The organism is Priestia sp. JSM ZJ58, assembly GCF_044383985.1.
In the GTDB taxonomy this organism is placed as follows: domain Bacteria; phylum Bacillota; class Bacilli; order Bacillales; family Bacillaceae_H; genus Priestia; species Priestia zanthoxyli.
Window position 1 is genome coordinate 4,046,555 of record NZ_JBISEM010000001.1, and the last position, 20,021, is coordinate 4,066,575.

General features: G+C 37.3%; 18 protein-coding genes and 1 other annotated feature. Of the genes, 3 read left to right on the forward strand and 15 right to left on the reverse strand.

The genetic code is table 11. From position 1 onward, the window contains the following. Positions 1-63 precede the first annotated feature (63 nt). Positions 64-1,581 carry a cardiolipin synthase gene (gene cls, locus ACH6EI_RS20875; protein WP_025749882.1) on the reverse strand — a complete coding sequence of 506 codons (1,518 nt, stop codon included), beginning with the start codon at positions 1,579-1,581 and terminating at the stop codon, positions 64-66. Between the two features lie 214 nt (positions 1,582-1,795). Beyond that, the gene (gene mecA, locus ACH6EI_RS20880) at positions 1,796-2,476 is read right to left on the reverse strand and encodes an adaptor protein MecA (RefSeq protein ID WP_013055427.1); all 681 of its coding nucleotides are present in this window, start codon (positions 2,474-2,476) and stop codon (positions 1,796-1,798) included. Positions 2,477-2,836: 360 nt separating this feature from the next. Here mecA and ACH6EI_RS20885 point away from each other — a divergent pair, with 360 nt between their 5' ends. Next, a complete protein-coding gene (locus tag ACH6EI_RS20885; RefSeq protein ID WP_028412357.1) occupies positions 2,837-3,502 on the forward strand; it encodes a TerC family protein in 666 nt (221 codons plus the stop codon). A 96-nt stretch (positions 3,503-3,598) separates the two neighbouring features. Here ACH6EI_RS20885 and madM read toward each other — a convergent pair whose 3' ends face one another. The 6 genes from madM to ACH6EI_RS20915 all read right to left on the reverse strand — a co-directional run bounded on the left by madM (position 3,599) and on the right by ACH6EI_RS20915 (position 10,136). Then, positions 3,599-4,360 carry a malonate transporter subunit MadM gene (madM, locus tag ACH6EI_RS20890; protein ID WP_028412358.1) on the reverse strand — a complete coding sequence of 254 codons (762 nt, stop codon included), beginning with the start codon at positions 4,358-4,360 and terminating at the stop codon, positions 3,599-3,601. After that, a complete protein-coding gene (gene madL, locus ACH6EI_RS20895; protein ID WP_028412359.1) occupies positions 4,357-4,770 on the reverse strand; it encodes a malonate transporter subunit MadL in 414 nt (137 codons plus the stop codon). The genes madM and madL overlap by 4 nt, the downstream gene beginning before the upstream one ends. A gap of 194 nt (positions 4,771-4,964) precedes the next feature. After that, complete coding sequence (locus ACH6EI_RS20900) at positions 4,965-5,861, reverse strand: LysR family transcriptional regulator (RefSeq protein ID WP_028412360.1); 897 nt, start codon at positions 5,859-5,861, stop codon at positions 4,965-4,967. A gap of 201 nt (positions 5,862-6,062) precedes the next feature. Further along, positions 6,063-6,461: a transcriptional regulator SpxA gene (spxA, locus tag ACH6EI_RS20905; protein WP_013055422.1), complete on the reverse strand. Its 399-nt coding sequence runs from the start codon at positions 6,459-6,461 to the stop codon at positions 6,063-6,065. A gap of 419 nt (positions 6,462-6,880) precedes the next feature. Then, positions 6,881-8,284: an amino acid permease gene (locus ACH6EI_RS20910; RefSeq protein ID WP_098113538.1), complete on the reverse strand. Its 1,404-nt coding sequence runs from the start codon at positions 8,282-8,284 to the stop codon at positions 6,881-6,883. A gap of 487 nt (positions 8,285-8,771) precedes the next feature. Then, a complete protein-coding gene (locus ACH6EI_RS20915; protein WP_028412362.1) occupies positions 8,772-10,136 on the reverse strand; it encodes an amino acid permease in 1,365 nt (454 codons plus the stop codon). A 435-nt stretch (positions 10,137-10,571) separates the two neighbouring features. Here ACH6EI_RS20915 and ACH6EI_RS20920 point away from each other — a divergent pair, with 435 nt between their 5' ends. Next, positions 10,572-11,147 (forward strand): GNAT family N-acetyltransferase, encoded by a 576-nt coding sequence (locus tag ACH6EI_RS20920; RefSeq protein ID WP_028412363.1) that lies wholly within the window; start codon positions 10,572-10,574, stop codon positions 11,145-11,147. Positions 11,148-11,427: 280 nt separating this feature from the next. On the opposite strand, the gene ACH6EI_RS20925 is transcribed toward ACH6EI_RS20920, so the two are convergent. From ACH6EI_RS20925 to ACH6EI_RS20945, 5 genes are all read right to left on the reverse strand, one after another. Continuing rightward, on the reverse strand, positions 11,428-12,345 hold the full coding sequence (locus ACH6EI_RS20925; RefSeq protein ID WP_028412364.1) for an ABC transporter ATP-binding protein: 918 nt from the start codon (positions 12,343-12,345) through the stop codon (positions 11,428-11,430). 1 nt (position 12,346) lies between these two features. Then, positions 12,347-13,417 carry an ABC transporter ATP-binding protein gene (locus tag ACH6EI_RS20930; protein ID WP_028407470.1) on the reverse strand — a complete coding sequence of 357 codons (1,071 nt, stop codon included), beginning with the start codon at positions 13,415-13,417 and terminating at the stop codon, positions 12,347-12,349. 14 nt (positions 13,418-13,431) lie between these two features. Next, the gene (locus tag ACH6EI_RS20935; RefSeq protein ID WP_014461585.1) at positions 13,432-14,358 is read right to left on the reverse strand and encodes an ABC transporter permease; all 927 of its coding nucleotides are present in this window, start codon (positions 14,356-14,358) and stop codon (positions 13,432-13,434) included. 2 nt (positions 14,359-14,360) lie between these two features. Further along, positions 14,361-15,296, reverse strand: coding sequence for an ABC transporter permease (locus tag ACH6EI_RS20940; RefSeq protein WP_028412365.1), 936 nt, complete (start codon positions 15,294-15,296; stop codon positions 14,361-14,363). A gap of 97 nt (positions 15,297-15,393) precedes the next feature. Further along, complete coding sequence (locus ACH6EI_RS20945) at positions 15,394-17,040, reverse strand: peptide ABC transporter substrate-binding protein (protein ID WP_014461587.1); 1,647 nt, start codon at positions 17,038-17,040, stop codon at positions 15,394-15,396. Between the two features lie 666 nt (positions 17,041-17,706). Then, positions 17,707-17,911 (forward strand) — a binding site (T-box leader). Positions 17,912-17,987: 76 nt separating this feature from the next. Between ACH6EI_RS20945 and trpS the strand changes: the two genes are divergently transcribed. Further along, entirely contained in the window at positions 17,988-18,977 is a 990-nt protein-coding gene (gene trpS / locus ACH6EI_RS20950) for a tryptophan--tRNA ligase (RefSeq protein WP_028412367.1), read from the forward strand. Between the two features lie 29 nt (positions 18,978-19,006). On the opposite strand, the gene ACH6EI_RS20955 is transcribed toward trpS, so the two are convergent. Together ACH6EI_RS20955 and ACH6EI_RS20960 are read right to left on the reverse strand one after the other, a co-directional pair. Beyond that, on the reverse strand, positions 19,007-19,756 hold the full coding sequence (locus ACH6EI_RS20955) for a YjbA family protein (protein WP_028412368.1): 750 nt from the start codon (positions 19,754-19,756) through the stop codon (positions 19,007-19,009). Positions 19,757-19,784: 28 nt separating this feature from the next. After that, positions 19,785-19,943 carry a hypothetical protein gene (locus ACH6EI_RS20960; RefSeq protein WP_155017005.1) on the reverse strand — a complete coding sequence of 53 codons (159 nt, stop codon included), beginning with the start codon at positions 19,941-19,943 and terminating at the stop codon, positions 19,785-19,787. Between the last annotated feature and the right edge of the window lie 78 nt (positions 19,944-20,021).

Genomic DNA, 20,021 nt, shown 5'->3' on the forward strand with positions numbered 1-20,021 from the left:
TACTAAACCCTTTTCTTTCAAAAAAAAACCACATTGCAGCATACGCAATGTGGTTTACAGCGATTATAATAGCGGTGAAAGCAAACGAGCTGTTGATTCAAACAGCCGCTGTATAAATGGCCGCTTTTCAAAGTCTTTAAAGTGAAGCTCACTCGTTTCTTCTAAATCTTGCATATATTCATATACGAGCTTTTGGGTACTAGCTGTGCGATATAAAAAAGCATTTACTTCAAAATTAAGATGAAAGCTTCTCATATCCATGTTAGCTGTTCCAATAGAGGCAATTTCTCTATCAACAATCACAATCTTGCTGTGCATAAATCCTTTTTTATACTCGTAAATTTTCACACCTGCTTCTAGCAGCTCAGGAAAATAAGAGCGTGATGCATGAAAAACAATTTTTTTATCGGGCTTCTGAGGTACAAGAAGCCTTACATCTATACCGCTTAAAGCAGCTACTTTGAGAGAAGTAAAAATATCTTCATCAGGTATGAAGTAAGGAGAAGCAATCCAAATGGACTCTTTCGCAGACGTAATCATCGAAAAAAATAAGTGTTTAATAATTTCCCACTCACGGTCTGGTCCGCCGGCAATCATTTGAACACCGCCGCACTTTTCCATATCAATGTCAATTAAATCCGGCGATAGATATGTTTGAGTAAGCATTGTCTGTCCTGTCATATAATACCAGTCTTGTAAGAAAATAAGCTGTAATGAACGGACTGCCTCACCCTTCACCATCAAATGAGTATCTCTCCAAAAGCCAAAATGCCGACTTTTTCCGAGATATTCATCACCAATGTTCAAACCTCCTACAAATCCAATTGTTCCATCAATGACTACAATTTTACGATGATTACGGAAGTTGATTTTATTATTGAGAAATGGAAGTCTCACCGGCAAGAACGGAATCATTTCTACGCCCGCGTTTCTTAACTCGTGAATATAATGCGGTGAAAGCTGAAAACTGCCCACGGCATCATACAAGAAACGTACATAAACTCCTTCTTGTACTTTCTGAATTAAAATATCTTTAATTTGTTCTCCTAAGTGATCATGTCGTACGATGTAATACTCTAAATGGATATGATGCCTTGCATGCTTTAAAGATTCCATAATTTCGTGAAATGTCTCTTTTCCATTCGTCAATGCGCGCGTATCTGAAGAAAAAGAAATGGGACTCTTGCCAAGCCTCACGGCTAGCTTCAGCATTTGCTTCCTACTGGTGCCCAACTGTTCAAAGTGATTTTCTAATATACCAGAATCTCTTTCCATCTTTAAAAGCACCTGTTCATCCAGCTTTGCTTTTTTAGCAAATAAACGCCGTTTTCGCGTATTGCGTCCAAATAACAAATAAAAAAAGAACCCTATTACTGGAAAACCGCCTAATACTACGAGCCACGTTAGCGTTTGAGTTGGATGACGGTTTTCTAATGAAATAACAAGACCGATGAAAACAACACTAATCGTAATTAAGATACTTAGCACGCCAATAAATTTACCGTCCCAATACCCTTTTGTAAAATAAAGCAAGGCAATAATACCAACAACAAAAATTAAAAGCTGTAATCTATTTTTCAACTTGTTTTCACCTATCCTAAAACCAATCTTTCATCATTCATAACAGGTCTCTATACTGTTATTATCCTCAAACTTGGTATTTTAACACTACACTTTCCCGTGTAGGAACCAGCCGCCTGCTTTTTCTACCTATACTGTTCGATATGAGCGGAGAGCTTTTCCAAAAAAGAGGACAAAACAAAGACCGATTTCATATACATGAAATCGGCTGCTATTATCGTAAAGGAAAATACTGTTTTACTTGTTCAAGTGCATTTTCACTGATTAATTCTTTTCCATATTCCATTAAACGATGAACTGTTACATTTGATTCATTTGCATATTCTAAAATGATACTTAAAATGTTATCAATTTCAGCTACAAAGTCTTCATCATCTGTAAACTCAACGTATAAATAATATTTCCCTTCAAACACGTACATGCTGTTGATGATATCATCTAACTCTAAATGGTGACTTAAGGAAATTAAATGTTCTAAGTCTTGAAAGCGTGCGACGAACTGTAGCCCTTCGTCTTCTATAATTTCTTCTTCAAAATCAGCTTTTTTATTTTGATTCGCTTGATGATCAAGCAACGCTTCAATTTTTCCATCTACAGGGATATCGATTTTATCATTTTCACCAACAGGTACTTCGAACTTTTGACCGTCTTTTGAAACTTGTGCTCTTGTTACGATAACCTCTAGCCCCTTCTCAAGCGCATGTACTTGAATCCAAAGAGGACCTTCCGCTACAAACTCTTCTTCTTGATGAATTTCGTCCATCATCTCCCAGAATAGCTCTTCACTGCGCTCACGGCTAAACCAAATTTCATTGCGATCAAATCCACGTTCTTCAATATCTACGTAAGTGACAAAGAATTTTACTGTGTTTTCATTAATGCGTTCGATTTCCATTATCATCTCTCCCTTCGGAAAAATCAGTGAAGGTAATCCGGCCATTTCGAACATTACCCCTAAACGATGAAGGGACTATTTTACCCCCGTGTTAAAGCAATATTACATGTACTTTCTCACTTTGTAAAGCATTCTAACTTGGGATATACAAGCATACACTATTTGAGTGAACCTTGTATATCTATTTTATGACAAAATGCGAAAGAAAGGAAATAAAAAATACTCTGACAACTCATAGCCACCTTACACCTTACTTTGTTATATACATAATCTCTTTACCCTATGAACGCTTTTTGTTAAAAATGAACACAGATAAAGCAATATGAGCTACTTATCCTTACATATTGGGAGGGAAGACTATTGGATTTAGAATTAATAACCTCCATTCTTCTTATTATCGGTATCGATATTGTATTAGGTGGAGACAACGCTATTGTTATTGCCTTAGCAAGCCGCAATTTACCTGAACATCAACGAAATAAAGCTATTTTTTTAGGGACTGGCTTAGCTGTGATCGTTCGCATTGTACTTACTATTTTAGCTGTTTATTTACTAACTATTCCTTACTTGCAGCTCATCGGCGGTTTTTTATTAGTGATCATTGCCTTTAAGCTGCTTGTATCAGAAGGTGACGATGCATCTTCAATTCGTGCAGGTGTGACGTTAGGCGCCGCTGTGAGAACGATTGTATTTGCTGATATTGTAATGGGACTAGATAATGTAATAGCTGTGGCAGGCGCAGCTCATGGAAATATTATCTTGGTTGTCACGGGACTACTCGTATCCGTCCCTATTATTGTTTGGGGAAGCAAGCTCATTTTGTATTTGATGGAACGGTTTCCCCTGCTTGTTTACGGCGGAGCAGCTATTTTAGCTTATACTGCTGGAAATATGATTGGACATGAAAAGAACTTACATTCATTCTTTGCAGACCATACATCTCTAGGAACATTTATTCCGTTTATAACAATTGCTGTTGTGCTGATAAGCGGCATGGCTGTTAATAGCTTTCGTTCAACTAAATGATAAAGAAAAGGCCATACTAAACATTTTTATTTAGTATGGCCTTTTCTTTAGTTTAATGAGCACAGCAGTCTTTTATTCATAAAACACTTTGTACACTTAAAAAATAATCTCTGTGAGTAAAAAAAGAATAGATGGTACGAGCAAGCAACCAAGACCTGTATAAAATGTAGCTGTCATGGCTCCGTAAGGTACAAGTTTTACATCTGTCGCAGCTAAACCAGCTGCCACACCGCTCGTCGTCCCCATAACTCCTCCATAGATCATTGCTGTACGAGGGTTGTTTAATTTGATTTTCTTAGCAAATACCGGTGTCAAAATCATAACTGAAATGGATTTAATTAATCCTACAGCTATACTTAACGCGATAATATCAGAAGAGGCTCCAATCGCAGTTCCAGAAACCGGCCCCACAATATAGGTCACGGCTCCTCCTCCGATTGTAGTCAAAGCAACGGGATCTCTATATCCAAAACAAAGAGCAATAATTACACCTAGTACAAAGGAATAGAAAACCCCAAAAAACAAGGCCGTAATCCCGCTGATTCCCGTTTTTTTGACTTCGCTAAAATTGGCACCGAACGCAGTAGCAATAATGGCAAAGTCTCGCAGCATCCCCCCGCCCATTAAGCCAATTCCTGAAAATAACTGTATATCAGAAATCCCTTTTTCTCCTCCTGTATTCACTCCACCTATATAAGCAAGAATTAATCCAAACATAATAGCAATAGCAGATCCGTGAACTCTTCCTTTTGTTAATTTATCTGATAAAAAATAGGCAATATACATGACAATCCCAATAATAGCAAATGCCGTAATCAGTCCGTTATTTTCTAACCCTTCTTTAATCATATTCATCATTTTATCTGCTCCTTAGGTAAAATAGAAAGCTCTATTTCTTGTTCCTTCACCTTCGCTTTCTCTCCTATTCTGCTGATAAATGGTATGGATAAAAAGCCTACTACGACTACTACCACCCCTGCAAGAATCGCCATGCCTCCTCCATCAAGAGCAGCTACAACATTTTGCTGTGCAGACATCGCTACCACGATAGGAATATAAATTCCTCCCCAAAAAGCAATGCCTTCTTCGGATTTTACTTGGAGCTTATTTTTCTTCTTTAAATAATCCACCGCTAGTACAAGAAGAAGCATGGATACCCCTACTCCCCCAACGTTGGCTTCTACTCCCATTAGCCCTCCTAATGCGTCCCCTACAATTACTCCTATCAACATGCAAATAGACAGCAGCGCTACACCGAAGATTATCATATTACTTCCTCCCCAACCTATCATTGAAAGCGTTTACTTTATGGTTTAAAAATAGTGTAAAGGAAAAAAGTTGAATAACCTATGCATTTTTAGTTATATACTTATATCAAAAATGACATAATGCAGTTTTCTCTACTGTTCATTTTAGATTTATTCGAAAAAGAAATAAAAATCATGACATTTAGTCATGATTCTTATATGTATTCATGAGGCATATCGGAGGGTAAATGTTTAAAATAATCAATCACAAACTGCCTGAAGATTTGTTGTAAATCCGTCACGTAGCCTCCATTGTTCCAAGCTAAAAAGATTGTACGTTCAAATGTTTCTTCTTCAATTTTTAGCAGTTTTACATCTTTTCCTGTAGAACCTCCCCACGTCACTTCAGGAATAAAACCTATTCCTTGCTTCGCTCTAATCAAACCTCTCACTGTTGCTGGATCATCGCTTTCAAACGTAATTTGAGGTACAAAATTCTGTTCCTTACAAATCGCATCCGTTATTTTTCTTAGCTCTTTCCCTTTCTTTAGCACAATGAATTTCTCATTTTTAAGTTCATTTAACTTTACACGTGATTGCTTGGCTAAATGATGATCAAGAGGGACTGCAAGCAAAATCGATTCACGAAGTAAAGGAGTATGTTCGATCTGACGGGTTGTTAATGGAAAAGCTGAAATACATAAATCAAAATCAGGCTGTGAATAGCTATTAGTCAAATGCTGCATTAGCCGAAAACGCACCTGAGGATATTGCTCACGAAACCTGCTTAATAGCTCTGGAAGTAAATGTGAACTAGCTAACACAACAAGACGAATTTCTTCACATGGATCGTTCGACATATCCTTTAGCTCATGCTTTGCGTCTTCTAATGTTTTTAAAGCACGTTCTACTTTGGAACAGAACGCTTTACCGTACCGATTTAATTTAATGTATTTACCGTTTCGATCAAACAAACGAATGCCTAGCTCTTTTTCCAACTGTGAAATCGTTTTGCTGAGCGCAGGCTGAGATACGTATAGCTCTTCAGCCGCTTTGCTGATATGTTCTAGTCTAGCAACTACTTGGAAATATTTTAGCTGTAAAAGCTCCAATCCGTTCACCACCACTTTTATATGTTTAATTACTCTCTTTCTTTATTAATTACATATATACTTCATTTTCCCTGCTATTTCGACAAAAAATAAGCAGCAGAGGCCATTTGGCTCCCTGCTGCTTATTTTTTATATACCAACTTCAAGCAAACGTTACTTGGTTGGTTTCGTATTTAAATCTTAAACAGACAAATATAAAAATTAACCATTCACAAGTCTTTGAGCTTCGCGAAGTTGGAAAGTACGCACTTTACGTGGTAAGAAACGACGGATCTCGTCTTCATTATAACCAACTTGTAGACGTTTTTCATCAATGATAATCGGACGGCGCAATAAGCCAGGATTTTGCTGAATTAATTCATACAAATCTTGTAAAGGCATAGCGTCTACCTGAACGTCTAGTTTTTGGAAAGTTTTCGAACGTGTTGAAATGATTTCATCTGTTCCATCTTCTGTCATACGTAAAATTTCTTTAATCTCATCGATTGATAACGGCTCTGAAAAGATATTACGCTCTGTATATCCAATATCATTTTCCTCTAACCAAGCTTTCGCTTTACGACAAGATGTACAACTTGGTGATGTATATAATGTAACCATTTACTCCTTCACTCCTTCTATCATAATCGGTCATAACATTCAAAACATGAACTGTAAATCATGTTGTTTTATACAAACTTCAACGAGTGTAAATATTTAATGACTGATAATGAAAATCGATACTACTTTATAATTACTTTTAAAAAATAATATCTATTTGCATTATACTATAAACTTCATCGGAATGATATACTTTTTAAAGTGAACTAGTACATTAGTTCGTTCCTTCACTGTCATTATTTTCATTACCGATTTTCTTCATTATTTATTTACCACACTACTATTACGAATAAACCTGTAGATTAGTTTCATTTTTTTTATTATTTTTTTCTTTCACAAATTCCTCGAACTTTTCAGTCACTAAAAAAGCCTTGCAGAAGAAATGACGTTTCTGCAAAGCTTTTAAGATAATCTCTTATTTATTTAATAGCTGATGTGCTTTTTCCTCGTCTCATTAAGATAGGATACAGTAAAAGCCCGATTAAAAATAAGCCAATACCTAGGAAAAATGTTTTTAAATCAGCTGTCCCTGTCTTAATCACCCATAGCGAATAAATAAGTGCTAACGAAGCAATAATTCCGTCTTTTACTCGCGATCCTTTAATCGTGTCGTACGTCTCACCCGTCACAATAAGCTTTAATTGATAAACTGTCGTCACGAAATAAGGAACTAAATAGGCGAGAGTAGCTACAACGATAGCGAAATTATAGGCTTGCGAAACTGTGCCTGAAATAGTCGCAAACAAAAACAACTGTGTTAAGCCATTTGTTAATGTTAGTGAGCGGGCTGGACTATTGTTCTGATTAGTTTTAGCAAACCACTGTGGAAACAACCCTGATTTTGCTGCTTGATAAGGAACTTCTGCACTAACAACAATCCATCCAACAGTAGAACCTAATAAAGATATAAGTGCTAAAATGGCCATTACGTAAGCACCTTTATGTCCAATAACCATTTCTAACGTATCTACCAAAGGCTTTTGAGACTGCTGAAGCTGAGCTGTCGAAAGAATCCCCATAGCTAGAAGTGTAATCCCCACATAGATAACCATTGAGATTAATAATCCAAGCAGCGTTGCTTTCTTTACTACTTTTTGTGATTTTGCACGATTAGATAACAGTACAGCTGATTCAATTCCGATAAATGCCCACAGCGTAGCAATGGCTGCTCCATTGACCTGACTTCCTAATCCTACATTTATACCCTTTGAATTAACAAATTCTGTACTGACGAGGTTGGATGCGCTAAATAGCGATAGCGCCACAACAATAAATAAACCGAATCCAATAATTTTAGCTGCCGTTGTGATAAAGTTAATATTACCGGCGCTATTGATATCTCGCTGCAAAATAGCTTGAATTCCCCATAATACAACAGAACATACTAAAAACGTAATAAATTTCCCAGCTTCTAATTGAAAATCTCCGACTGAAAATAAAATATCCTTACTCTCCATTACTGGAAAGAACGTTGTTAAATATCCCGCAAACGATATGATGACAGATGCTGTTGCAGCCCAGTTTGCTGCCCAATAACCCCAAGCCATACTATACCCAGCTACTTTACCTGCTTTAGGCGATGAAAAAAGGTTCGCTGCATAACTTTGAGGCCCTCCTTTTAATTCAGGCTTTCTCATAACTAAGTTCCCGAACACAAGAGCAATCATGAACACGCCAAGACCTGTTGCAATCCAAGCAAGTGTTGAACCAATTGGACTTGATACGTTTGCTAAATTAGAAGGAAGCATAAATACTCCGCCGCCTACCATATTACCAACTACAAAGGCTGTTAAAAACCAAAGTCCCCATTTTTTGTCTTTCATTTGCTGTGTCTCCTTTTGCTTTCTAAAAGCTTAAACTTTTGACATAGAAAGCTCGATGCTAATCTATTAAAACATAGAAATTATTTATTTCTTCATTTGTTTAACAATATAATATATTAGCACACTAAAGCAAAAAGTGAAATAATAAATCCTTCATTTTCTTTTGGAAAAAAATGCGGCTGAGACATAACTCCATTCATCTATAGATGAACAGACGGGATATATGAGCTCGTGTGGATTGCGCTTGTGACACCGCTGTTCATTTCCATGCAAGACTTCGCCTTCCGCGGGCGGGCGGTGAGCCTGTCTCGCTTTTCCCGCAGAAGTCTTCGCCTTGTCCTCCAATCAACAGCTAGAAGCCCCTACATACAGTAAACCTACGTTCACCCTACAAACAAAAAAATCCGAACGCGTTAGATTCTTAATCAAGAATTCAACGCGTTCGGATTTCCCTTCAACAAAAATAGGTTTGTCTCAGCCTTATTTTTTATCTTTTATGAAAACCTTTTGAATAGTAAATAATAACCAACAAAATAAACCATATCGGACCTACAATAAGGGCTATTCTTGTATCAGAGGAGAAACCCATCACCACTACTACCCCCGCTAAGAAAGCAAGAGCGAGATACGACGTATACGGGAAGAACGGAAGCTTATATTTTAAATCACTTACCTGCTGATCACTTAATCCTCTGCGGAAGCGAATTTGAGAAAGTAAAATAATTCCCCATGTCCAAATCGCTCCAATAGTAGCGATACTTGTCACCCACGTGAACACCTTATCAGGAACAACATAGTTTAAGCCAACTCCGAGTAGCAGTACAACAGCTGAAGCAATAACTGCTGCACCAGGCACGCCGCCTTTTGTTAAATTGGCATAGCGTTTTGGTGCTTCCCCGTGCTGAGCTAAATTAAATAACATACGGCCTGTACTAAAAATCCCACTGTTACAAGAAGATAAAGCCGCTGTTAACACTACAAAGTTTATAATCCCTGCTGCAGCGGGAATTCCAGCTTTATCAAATGTTAAAACAAATGGGCTTCCTTGTGTTCCGATCTCTGGCCAAGGATAAATAGACATAATAACAAACAAAGCTCCGATGTAAAAAATCAAAATTCTCCACAGTACATTATCAATTGCTTTTGTTAACGTCTTTTCCGGATTTTTCACCTCTCCTGCTGTTACCCCAATCATTTCAATACCGAGGTAAGCAAACATAACCATTTGAAGTGATAGAAGAACACCTTTCATACCATTCGGGAAAAAGCCACCGTGATTCCATAAATTACTGATTCCTGTTGCAATGCCGCCATTTCCAATTCCAAAGATAATCATGCCTAGACCAAGCACAATCATAAGGATAATCGTTACTACTTTAATAAGAGAAAACCAAAACTCTAGTTCACCATATGCTTTTACAGCTAAAAAGTTAACGCCTGTCATGATAACGAGCGCTGCAAGTGCCCATATCCACTGGGGCACACCCGGGAACCAAAAATCCATATATACTCCAACGGCTGTAATTTCAGCCATACATGTAATAATCCACATAAACCAGTAGTTCCAGCCTGTTAAATAACCAGCGAGTGGTCCCAAATAATCGTTAGCATACTTACTAAAAGAACCGGCTACTGGATTTTGTACTGCCATTTCACCTAACGCTCTCATAATAAAAAACATAATAAGACCACTGATTCCATACATGATAAGAATACCAGGACCTGCTAACCGAATAGCGGATGCAGAACCTAAAAACAGTCCAACTCCGATAGCTGCGCCTAAAGACATTAAGCTAATATGTCTTTCCTCAAGTCCACGGCTTAATTCTTTTTCTTGCGTGTTCCCTTGCATAATTCTCTCTCCTAACATGTCCATTTCATTTAATAGCGGCTAATTAACTTATTTTTCAAACAAATAATTCTAGGCATTGTATGTACTAAAAATCTGATATTGCAAGTTCCACACCTGCATTTTTACCGCTATCACATCTATAAAATACAATATTAAAAAAACTTCACTTTGTTCATTTTATCAAAAATCACAAAAAATGCGATAGTTTTTTGTGATTTTCACAAATAAACTTACAATAAAAATATAATAAAAACCATTTTTTACATTATATGTTCTTATTCCGCTATAATTTTCTAACTATTAAGAATAATAAATCTATTATTTTTCCTTATTTTCAATTATAGATGCTTATTTTTCCCTAAAAAGGGTAAAGATAAGATAACTGTTTAAACACTATTATGAACATCATCATGAAAAGATCAGTAGGAGGGTGCTATGAATTGGTATGAAAAACTAAGTCAATATTTTCCCATTGAAGAAATGAAATCAAAGAAGCATATCGAAACGCTTTTACAAGAACGCAGCGATATTTATCATAAAAATGAAGGACCTCATCACGTATTAATGTACGTGGAAACAGACCAATTTATCTTTATTGATTACCTCTTTGTTTCAAAAGACGCTAGAGGTCAAGGGCTTGGCGGTAAATTAATTGATGAGTTAAAACAACATAACAAACCAATTATCCTAGAAGTAGAGCCTATAGACTATAAAGATTCAGACTCAGCAAAAAGACTGCATTTTTATAAACGTGCAGACTTTAAGCATGCTCAAACAATCGGCTATAACCGCCGCTCATTAGCTACAAATGAAGTTAATCAGATGGAAATTCTATACTGGTCTCCTACCTCTGAAACAGAGGAAAGCATTTTAAATAAAATGAAAAAAACGTACGAGTTAATTCATACTTACAAAGACAAAGAAATATATGGTGCGTCTTATCAGCCGGCAGATCAAGTATTAAAAATTGACAAAAATCGTAAAGACGGCGATATCTTAGCAGATTTATAAAAAGAAGGTAGGCATACGTCTACCTTCTTTTATATTTTTGAATTATTATTCAACAAACAACATTATTAATCACTTATATTCCTTTAGTTATAAGGTTTTAACATAGATATTTTGTCTTAAATATAAAATTCTGAAAATTTTTAATAGTATTTTCTAATCCTGTATTGTATAATACCTGTAAAGCGCTAATGTCACTTGTTCTTACATGTTTTTTCCAATTTAAAGTTTAGCGTTCTTTGATAACTAAATAAAAAACGACCTCGTTGTGAGATCGTTTTTGTTAGGTTGTATATGCGGCAAACTCTGCTTGAGAACAAGACACGTAGTGACCTGGAGATACTTCTCTAAGCTCCGGTTCTTCACCGTTATAATCATGGATACTTGGATCATAAATTTTGCGCTGACGCGTTTTTTCACTGTCAGGATCGGGAAGCGGAATAGCTGAAAGCAACGCTTTTGTATATGGATGAACAGGGTTTCGATAAAGTTCATCACTTGGTGCAAGCTCTACAATCTTACCTCTGTACATAACGCCGATGCGGTCACTAATGTATTTTACCATTGACAAATCATGGGCGATAAATAAATAGGTTAGTCCACGTTCACGCTGTAACTTCTTCATTAAGTTAACAACTTGAGCTTGTATAGATACATCCAAAGCTGAGATTGGTTCATCTGCGATGATAAAATCAGGTTCTACTGCCAGTGCTCTTGCGATACCGATACGCTGACGCTGGCCGCCACTAAACTCATGTGGATAGCGATTTGCATGTTCTTTGTTGAGCCCCACTGTTTCAAGAAGCTCGTGAACCTTTGCCATACGCTCTTTTCTCGTCTTAGCTAAACCGTGGATGTCAATGCCTTCTGCTATGATATCTGCTACGGTCATACGAGGGTTAAGTGACGCATATGGATCTTGGAAAATCATTTGCATTTTACGATTGAATTTTTTAAGCTCCGAGCGAGATTTGCGACCATGTACATTTTCGCCATTAAATAGCACCTCACCGCTAGTAGCGTCATATAAACGAATAATCGTTCTGCCTGTCGTTGACTTTCCGCAACCAGATTCACCTACAAGACCTAACGTCTCTCCGCGGAAGATGTCAAACGTCAGACCATCAACCGCTTTAATTGTTCCTTTACTTGTGAAAAAATGTTGCTTTAAGCCTTTAATCTCTAATAATTTATCTGTCATGTTATTCACCATCCTTCGCTACGAGTACAGGTGTACTGTATACATTATCAACTTTACGCATGCGGCGCTGAACTGAAGCAGGCGGCTCTACTTTTGGTGCATCCGGATGTAAGAGCCATGTTTTTGCATAGTGCGTATCCGATATTTTGAACATTGGAGGTTCTTGCTCAAAATCAATTTTCATTGCGTACGGATTTCGCGCTGCAAATGCATCTCCCTTTGGAGGATTCGTTAAATCTGGCGGCGTTCCAGGAATAGCAGCCAGCTCTTCTTCCGCCTCGTTATCTAAGCTTGGCATAGAAGCTAGGAGTCCCCACGTATACGGATGTTTTGGGTCGTAAAACACTTCATCCACTGTGCCCGTTTCAACAATTTGACCAGCGTACATAACGGCTACTCGATCTGCTACATTTGCTACTACACCAAGATCATGGGTGATAAAGATAATAGATGTATCCGTTTTTTTCTGAATGTCTTTCATCAACTCTAAAATTTGAGCTTGAATTGTTACATCAAGCGCCGTTGTTGGTTCATCAGCAATCAGTAATTTCGGATTAGAAGCAAGAGCCATCGCAATGACAACACGCTGTCTCATCCCTCCGCTGAATTCATGCGGATATTGATTCACACGCTGTTCTGGAAAAGGAATGCCTACAAGCGTTAATAACTCGACTGCACGTTTTTTCGCTTCCGCTTTAGATACTTTGGAATGCTTGATTACGACTTCACCAATTTGAGCTCCAACTTTCATTGTTGGATTTAAAGAAGTCATCGGATCTTGGAAAATCATACCGATATCCTTACCGCGAATAGCTTCCATTTCTTTATCCGTTTTCTTTGCTAAATCAATGCCGTCAAACAGCATTTCACCGCTTTTAATTCGGCCAGGAGGCATCGGGATAAGGCGCATGATTGTTTGTGAAGTTACACTTTTACCAGATCCTGACTCACCAACAATTGCTAGCGTTTCACCTTTATTTAAGTGGAAGTTAACGCCGCGAACAGCTTGAACTTCTCCGCCATATGTTTTAAATGATACAGCTAAATTTTTTACTTCTAATAAACGTGACATATGAGTTCACTTCCTTACTTACGTAGTTTTGGATCTAACGCATCTCGTAATCCATCACCAATTACGTTGAACGCTAAGATTGTTAAACAGATAAACAAACCTGGGAAAAATAAGCGCCAAGGATAGTATTCCAAAGCAGGTAAGCCTTCTGAAGCCATTGTTCCCCAGCTTGCAAGCGGTGCCGGAACGCCTAGTCCCAAGTAGCTTAAAAATGCTTCTGTAAAGATTGCTGAAGGAATCGTTAGTGTCATTGTTACTAAAATTGGACCTGTTGCATTCGGAATAAGATGTTTAAATAAAATACGCTTTGTTGTTGCTCCTAATGTTTGTGAAGCCATTACGTACTCTTGGTTTTTCAACTGCAATACTTGTCCACGTACAATACGGGCCATGTTAATCCAGCCGGTAATGGTCATCGCCAAGATCATCGTGCCTAACCCTTGGCCAAGCATAACCATTAAAATAATAACCAGTAAAAGGTAAGGAACACCATATAAGATATCCGCAACACGCATCATTGTTTCATCCGTACGGCCGCCGCGGTATCCAGAGATGCTTCCCCAAACTACGCCGATGAATAAATCAATTAAAGCTGCTGCTAACCCGATAAATAATGAAATACGAGCGCCTTCCCACGTACGAGCAAACACATCGCGCCCTAATTCATCTGTGCCGAACCAGTGCTCAGAAGATGGTGCCTGATTGGCATTCAATAAATCATTGGTTGCATAATCGTATTTCACCATCAATGGACCAAATATCGCCATAAAAACAAGGAGAACCATTAGTACTACACCAAACATAGCAAGCTTATTTTTGCGAAAACGAATAAAAACATCTTGCCAGAACGAAAGACTCGGTTTTTCAATCTTTTCTGCTTGAGCATGGTCAATCCCTGCTGTTTCAAACATTTCTTTAGGAATTTTCGGAAGTTGCTGCATAGTTACTCTCCTTTCTTAGCACCTGTAAGTTTAATTCGAGGATCAATAAAGCCGTATGCAATATCTACAAGCAGGATACATACAAGTAGTAAAATACTGTAGAACACCGTTACGCCCATAATCGTTGTATAATCTCGGTTTGAGATACTGAGTACAAAGTGTGAACCTAATCCAGGGATACCAAATATTTTTTCAATAACAAAGCTACCCGTTAAAATCCCTGCTACTAAAGGTCCCATATAGGATACGACTGGAAGCATCGCATTTCGCATGGCGTGCTTAACTGTAATAACGCCTCTGCTTAAACCTTTTGCTTTCGCTGTACGAATATAATCATTGCTTAATACTTCAAGCATACTCGACCGAGTTAATCGTGCGATAAACGCCATAGGGGTTGAAGCAAGCGCGAGAGCTGGTAACACCGTGTGTGCCCAAGATTCCCAGCGTGCAACCGGAAAAATTTGTAGTTTCATAGCCAGAACGTATTGTAATACCGCTGCCATGATAAAACTTGGAACTGAGATTCCTAGAACTGCAATAACCATCGCCGTGTAATCTTGCCATTTATTATGTTTTAAAGCAGCAATAACACCTAGTACTACGCCAATAGCAATTGCTATTAAAATAGCTTCCATCCCTAGCATGAATGAAACAGGGAATCCGCCGTTAATCAAATCATTTACCGTTTGGCCTTTATATTTGAAAGATGGACCAAAATCCCACTTTAAAATTGATGTTAAGTAATCAAAGTACTGATGGTACCAAGGCTGATCTAAACCGTAATACTGATTTAGATTTTTTTGAATTTCAGGGGGAAGCTGCTTTTCTGATGTGAATGGACCTCCTGGAACAGCACGCATTAAGAAAAAGGTCGCTGTTACGATCAGCCATAATGATAGAAACATATAAATAAGTCGTTTTCCTATATATTTGAACACCCTGACACACCTCCATATTTTTACAAAATTCGCGCACAAGAAAGAAAAGTATATGGAGCACCAGGCCCCATATACCCTTTGTCATAATTGATGTTACTTACTCAAAATGAGCCCACTTAATCTGAATGTCTCCAAGACCAGACATCACAACATCTTTCAGCTGCTTGTCTTGTACCCAAGCATTTGTGTAGAAGTAGATTGGTGCCACTGGCATTTCATCCATGAAGATACCTTCTGCTTTTTTCAACATTGCCTGACGTTTTTTAGGATCTGTTTCTTTTTGAGAGTCAATTAATAACTTTTTATATTCTGGATTTTCCCAGTTTGTATCATTATTTCCGCCTTTTTTGTCACGGAATAACTCTAGGAAGTTGATTGGATCGTTAAAGTCTCCTAACCAGCCCATACGCCCAACTTGATAATCTCCTTGGTGTAACTTTTCAATGTAAACAGCCCACTCAGAGTTGTCTAACTGTACTTTAATACCAAGGTTTTTCTTCCACATATCTTGAACAGCTTGTGCAATTTTTGCATGTTTTTCATCCGTGTTGTATGACACCTTAATTGCTGGTAGTTCTGAAGCATCTTTAAGGCCCATTTCTTTCAAGCCTTTTTCTAAATATTCTTTTGCTTTTTTCACATCATTGTCTTTGAAGTAGCCTTTTTTGTTATCTTCAAACATTGTTGGTGGTACAGCCGCCATCGCTGGAACTGAACCGTCTTTTGTAATTTGTTCTGTAATACCTTTACGATCAATTGCATAAGCTAATGCTTTACGAATGTTCACATTGTCTAAAGGTTTTTGTTCTGTATTAAACTTGTACCAGTAAGTACCTGCAATCTCTTGAATGTTTAATGAACCGTCTTTCTTTAATTCAGGAAGTGCATCAGCTGGTAATTGACCGGTAGGCATACCCGCCCAGTCTAATTCACCGTTTTTGAACATTGAAAGTTCAGTGTTGTTATCATTGATCATGTACATTTCAACTTTTTTAAGTTTTACAGCATCTTTATCCCAATAGTTTTCATTAGGAACTAACTCAATTTTGTCGTTATGTTTCCAAGTTTTAAGCTTGAAAGGACCGTTTGACGTATAGTTTTCGCCTGCATTTGTGTACCATTTTTCATTTGATTCAGCAATTTTCGTATTCACTGGGAAGTACGTATAGAAAGCTGTTAATTCTAAGAAATATGGCGTTGGGTTTTCTAATGTTACCTCAAGCGTTTTATCATCTGTTGCTTTAACGGCAACATCATCTAATGAACCTTTTCCTTCATTAGCAGCCTGTGCATTTTTAACATAGTATAATTGATATGCATATTGAGATTCGTTTTTAGGATCTAACGCCCATTTCCATGCATATTCGAAATCTTTTGCTGTTACAGGGTCACCATTTGACCATTTTGCATCGTCGCGAATCGTAAACGTATATTTAGTTTGATCATCGCTGACCTTTACATCTTTCGCCATGGCATTTTCAGGTTTTCCATCTTTACCAATACGAGTTAAACCTTCAAATGTTTGTAATAATACGTTTGATGACGTTGAATCATTAGCTAAGCCTGGGTTCAGTGAGAAAGGCTCAGTTTTAATGTTTACGCGAAGCTCTTGCTCTTTTTTCTTGTCGCCGCCATCACTGCTAGCATTTTCACTGCCACCAGATTCTTTGTTAAATCCACATGCAGCTAAAAACAAGCTCATTACAAGCAGCAAACTGAAAAGAATTGACAACCTTTTCTTCATTGCGTGTTACCCCCTATTAAATTTTGTTTGTGTGGCAACCATATTTTTTTGATATGCACTAATTTCTTAATCCTCTTTCAATACAAAATAATCAGTTATTTTTTCGCGTAGTAGAGTGCTAAAGACCTCACTGCAAAATTATTCTTCTACCCTATGAAACTGTCATCAATTGTTTACATGCTGTAAATCCAATGTATGCGCTTAATATGTAGAAGACTCATTCATTACAAAATTCGCTAATTGAAACAAAACATTGGCTATTTTGTTTTTTCTGAAAAATTAAGAAATTGTAATACCTTTGTAAAAAATATGTTTGTTACGCCTATTATAAATATTTTAAAAATTTATTGCAATACTATTATTTAATGGTATTTTTTTGTCATGAGGGAAAAAACCTTATCTTATAAGGATTGTGCCTACTTGTCAGACGTCTAAAATCTTTTTTGTAGTATAGGTATTACAATAGTATTACAAAGGCATTAGAAATACTAAATAAAAGATTTTTACCAAATCCTCCACCAAATTTTCATTAAGAAATGCTTTAATTAAAAGGTTCTTGTCTTTTTTTGCCGAAGAAAAATTCCAGTAAATTGTCTTATAAACCTTTTTAGCGATAAGATGTTTAAATTCCTGCTTTTTCGCGTTATAATAATGAATAACTATATAATTAAAGCTGTGAAAAAGAGTAGTATGCAGAATTTTCATTTTTAGAGAGTTTGTGGCTGGTGAGAACAAACATTGAAACCTGCAGAATGGACTTTGGAGCTTTCAAGTGCAAAGCTTGAACGTTGATCTCAACGTTACATGAATAAAGATAGTTCACAATAATGTGTGCTAATTAGGGTGGCAACGCGGTCCATTCGCCCCTAGCTTATGCTAGGAGCGGATGGGCCTTTTTATGTTGTATACGTAAACTAGCATCATATATGTGCAGATGAAAGGAAGATTTGATGAAAACAATTTTTTCAGGTATTCAACCAAGCGGTACAATCACTTTAGGCAACTACATTGGAGCGATGAAGCAATTTGTTGAACTTCAACATGACTATAACTGTCATTTTTGTATTGTAGATCAGCATGCAATTACAGCGCCTCAAGACCGTTTAGCACTTCGTAAAAACATTCGCAGCCTTGCTGCTCTGTATGTAGCAGTAGGAATTGATCCAGCAAAATCAACTTTATTTATTCAATCAGAAGTGCCCGCCCACACGGAAGCAGGATGGATGTTACAGTGCGTAGCGTATATCGGTGAACTTGAGCGTATGACTCAGTTTAAAGATAAGTCCGCTGGAAAAGAAGCAGTATCAGCAGGATTATTAACTTATCCTCCACTAATGGCAGCTGATATTCTTTTATACAACACCGATTTGGTGCCAGTTGGTGAAGATCAAAAGCAGCATTTAGAATTAACGCGTGACTTAGCTGAGCGCTTTAACAAAAAATACAATGATATCTTCACTATTCCTGAAGTACGTATTCCAAAAGTGGGCGCACGCGTCATGTCTCTTCAAGATCCTACGAAAAAAATGAGCAAGTCCGATCCAAACCAAAAAGCTTTTATTACGCTCTTGGATGACGCTAAAACGATTGAAAAGAAAATCAAAAGTGCCGTAACGGATTCAGAAGGTATTGTTCGCTACGATAAAGAAAATAAGCCAGGTATTTCAAACTTATTAAGCATTTATTCAATCCTAGCAAATAAATCAATCGAAGACATTGAAGCAATGTACGAAGGCAAAGGTTATGGTGACTTTAAAGCTGACACAGCTAAAGTAGTAGCTGAAGCACTTGCTCCAATTCAAGAAAGATATTATGAATTAGTTGATTCTAGCGAGTTAGATGATATTTTAGATCAAGGTGCCGATAAAGCAAATGCAACGGCTAATAAAATGCTTCGCAAAATGCGAAACGCAATGGGAATTGGCCGTAAACGTTAAAAAAAAACGACTGCTATGCAGTCGTTTTTTTAATTCACTTTTGGCTCTTGTTCAATTTCCCAAAGTTTTTCAAAGAAAGGTTGTCCTTTTACTAAGCGCTCGCATAATAATTTATGTTTCGGTGACCACCCTGACTTCGTTTCATCGTATAGCTGATTCCATACGTCTTGAAACGGCATCTCTTGAATGTCTTCGTATTTCGTTGGATTCCACTCTGTGTACCAGTAGCGGATTTGAGCTGTATTTTTTGTTGTATGTAGCTGATCAAGTGCCATAAATAACAGCTGTTTTAGCTGACGTTCTTTACGTGTTAGCCCTCTCATCGTTTCAGGAGACGGCGAAAGAATATGATGCTCTTTTTTAGTTAGCTCGTCTTCACTGAACTTATATTCTAGCTCTTCTTGATCCGCAATCATCTCATAAACTAACTGTTCTTGTCTTGGAATTAAGCGGCTTTTTCGAATTGGGATATGATAGCCCATCGTATCAATTGCTAAAATATTCGTTCCATCTGTAACAATAAAACAATATTCAACCTGCGTGCGCTCATGATTTTTCCGAATGTATGCTTTCTGATAGACATCTTGTAGTAGTTGTTGAGGTAGCTCGGAAAGATCATTTTCAATGTAATGAAATAAAAGCGGATTTACTTTTAATAACGGTGCTTGATCGAGCAGTTCTACACAATCGTCTTTTCTCCACTCATGGAAATGACACACATTATAACCGTTTTCTTCGCCTTCAAACCAATTAACCCATACATCATGAAGATATAGCATAATTTACCCCTCACTTACTATCTGTTTGTTATCCATCAGTATAGGCAGAGAAAGGAATTTTTATTCCAAATGATGTTATTTTTCTAAAAATTAATTGTAAAATACCTTCGTTTTTGGTTATTATGCAAATGCACTTATTTCGAAGCTCAGACATAACGCCAGTGCTAATGATTGCTACAGGCTTCATGAACTATATCCACCCCTATAAGCAGAAAAAATCCGAGTTTCTTCTATAGTAATAGGTTTGTCAGGAGGTCTGACAAAC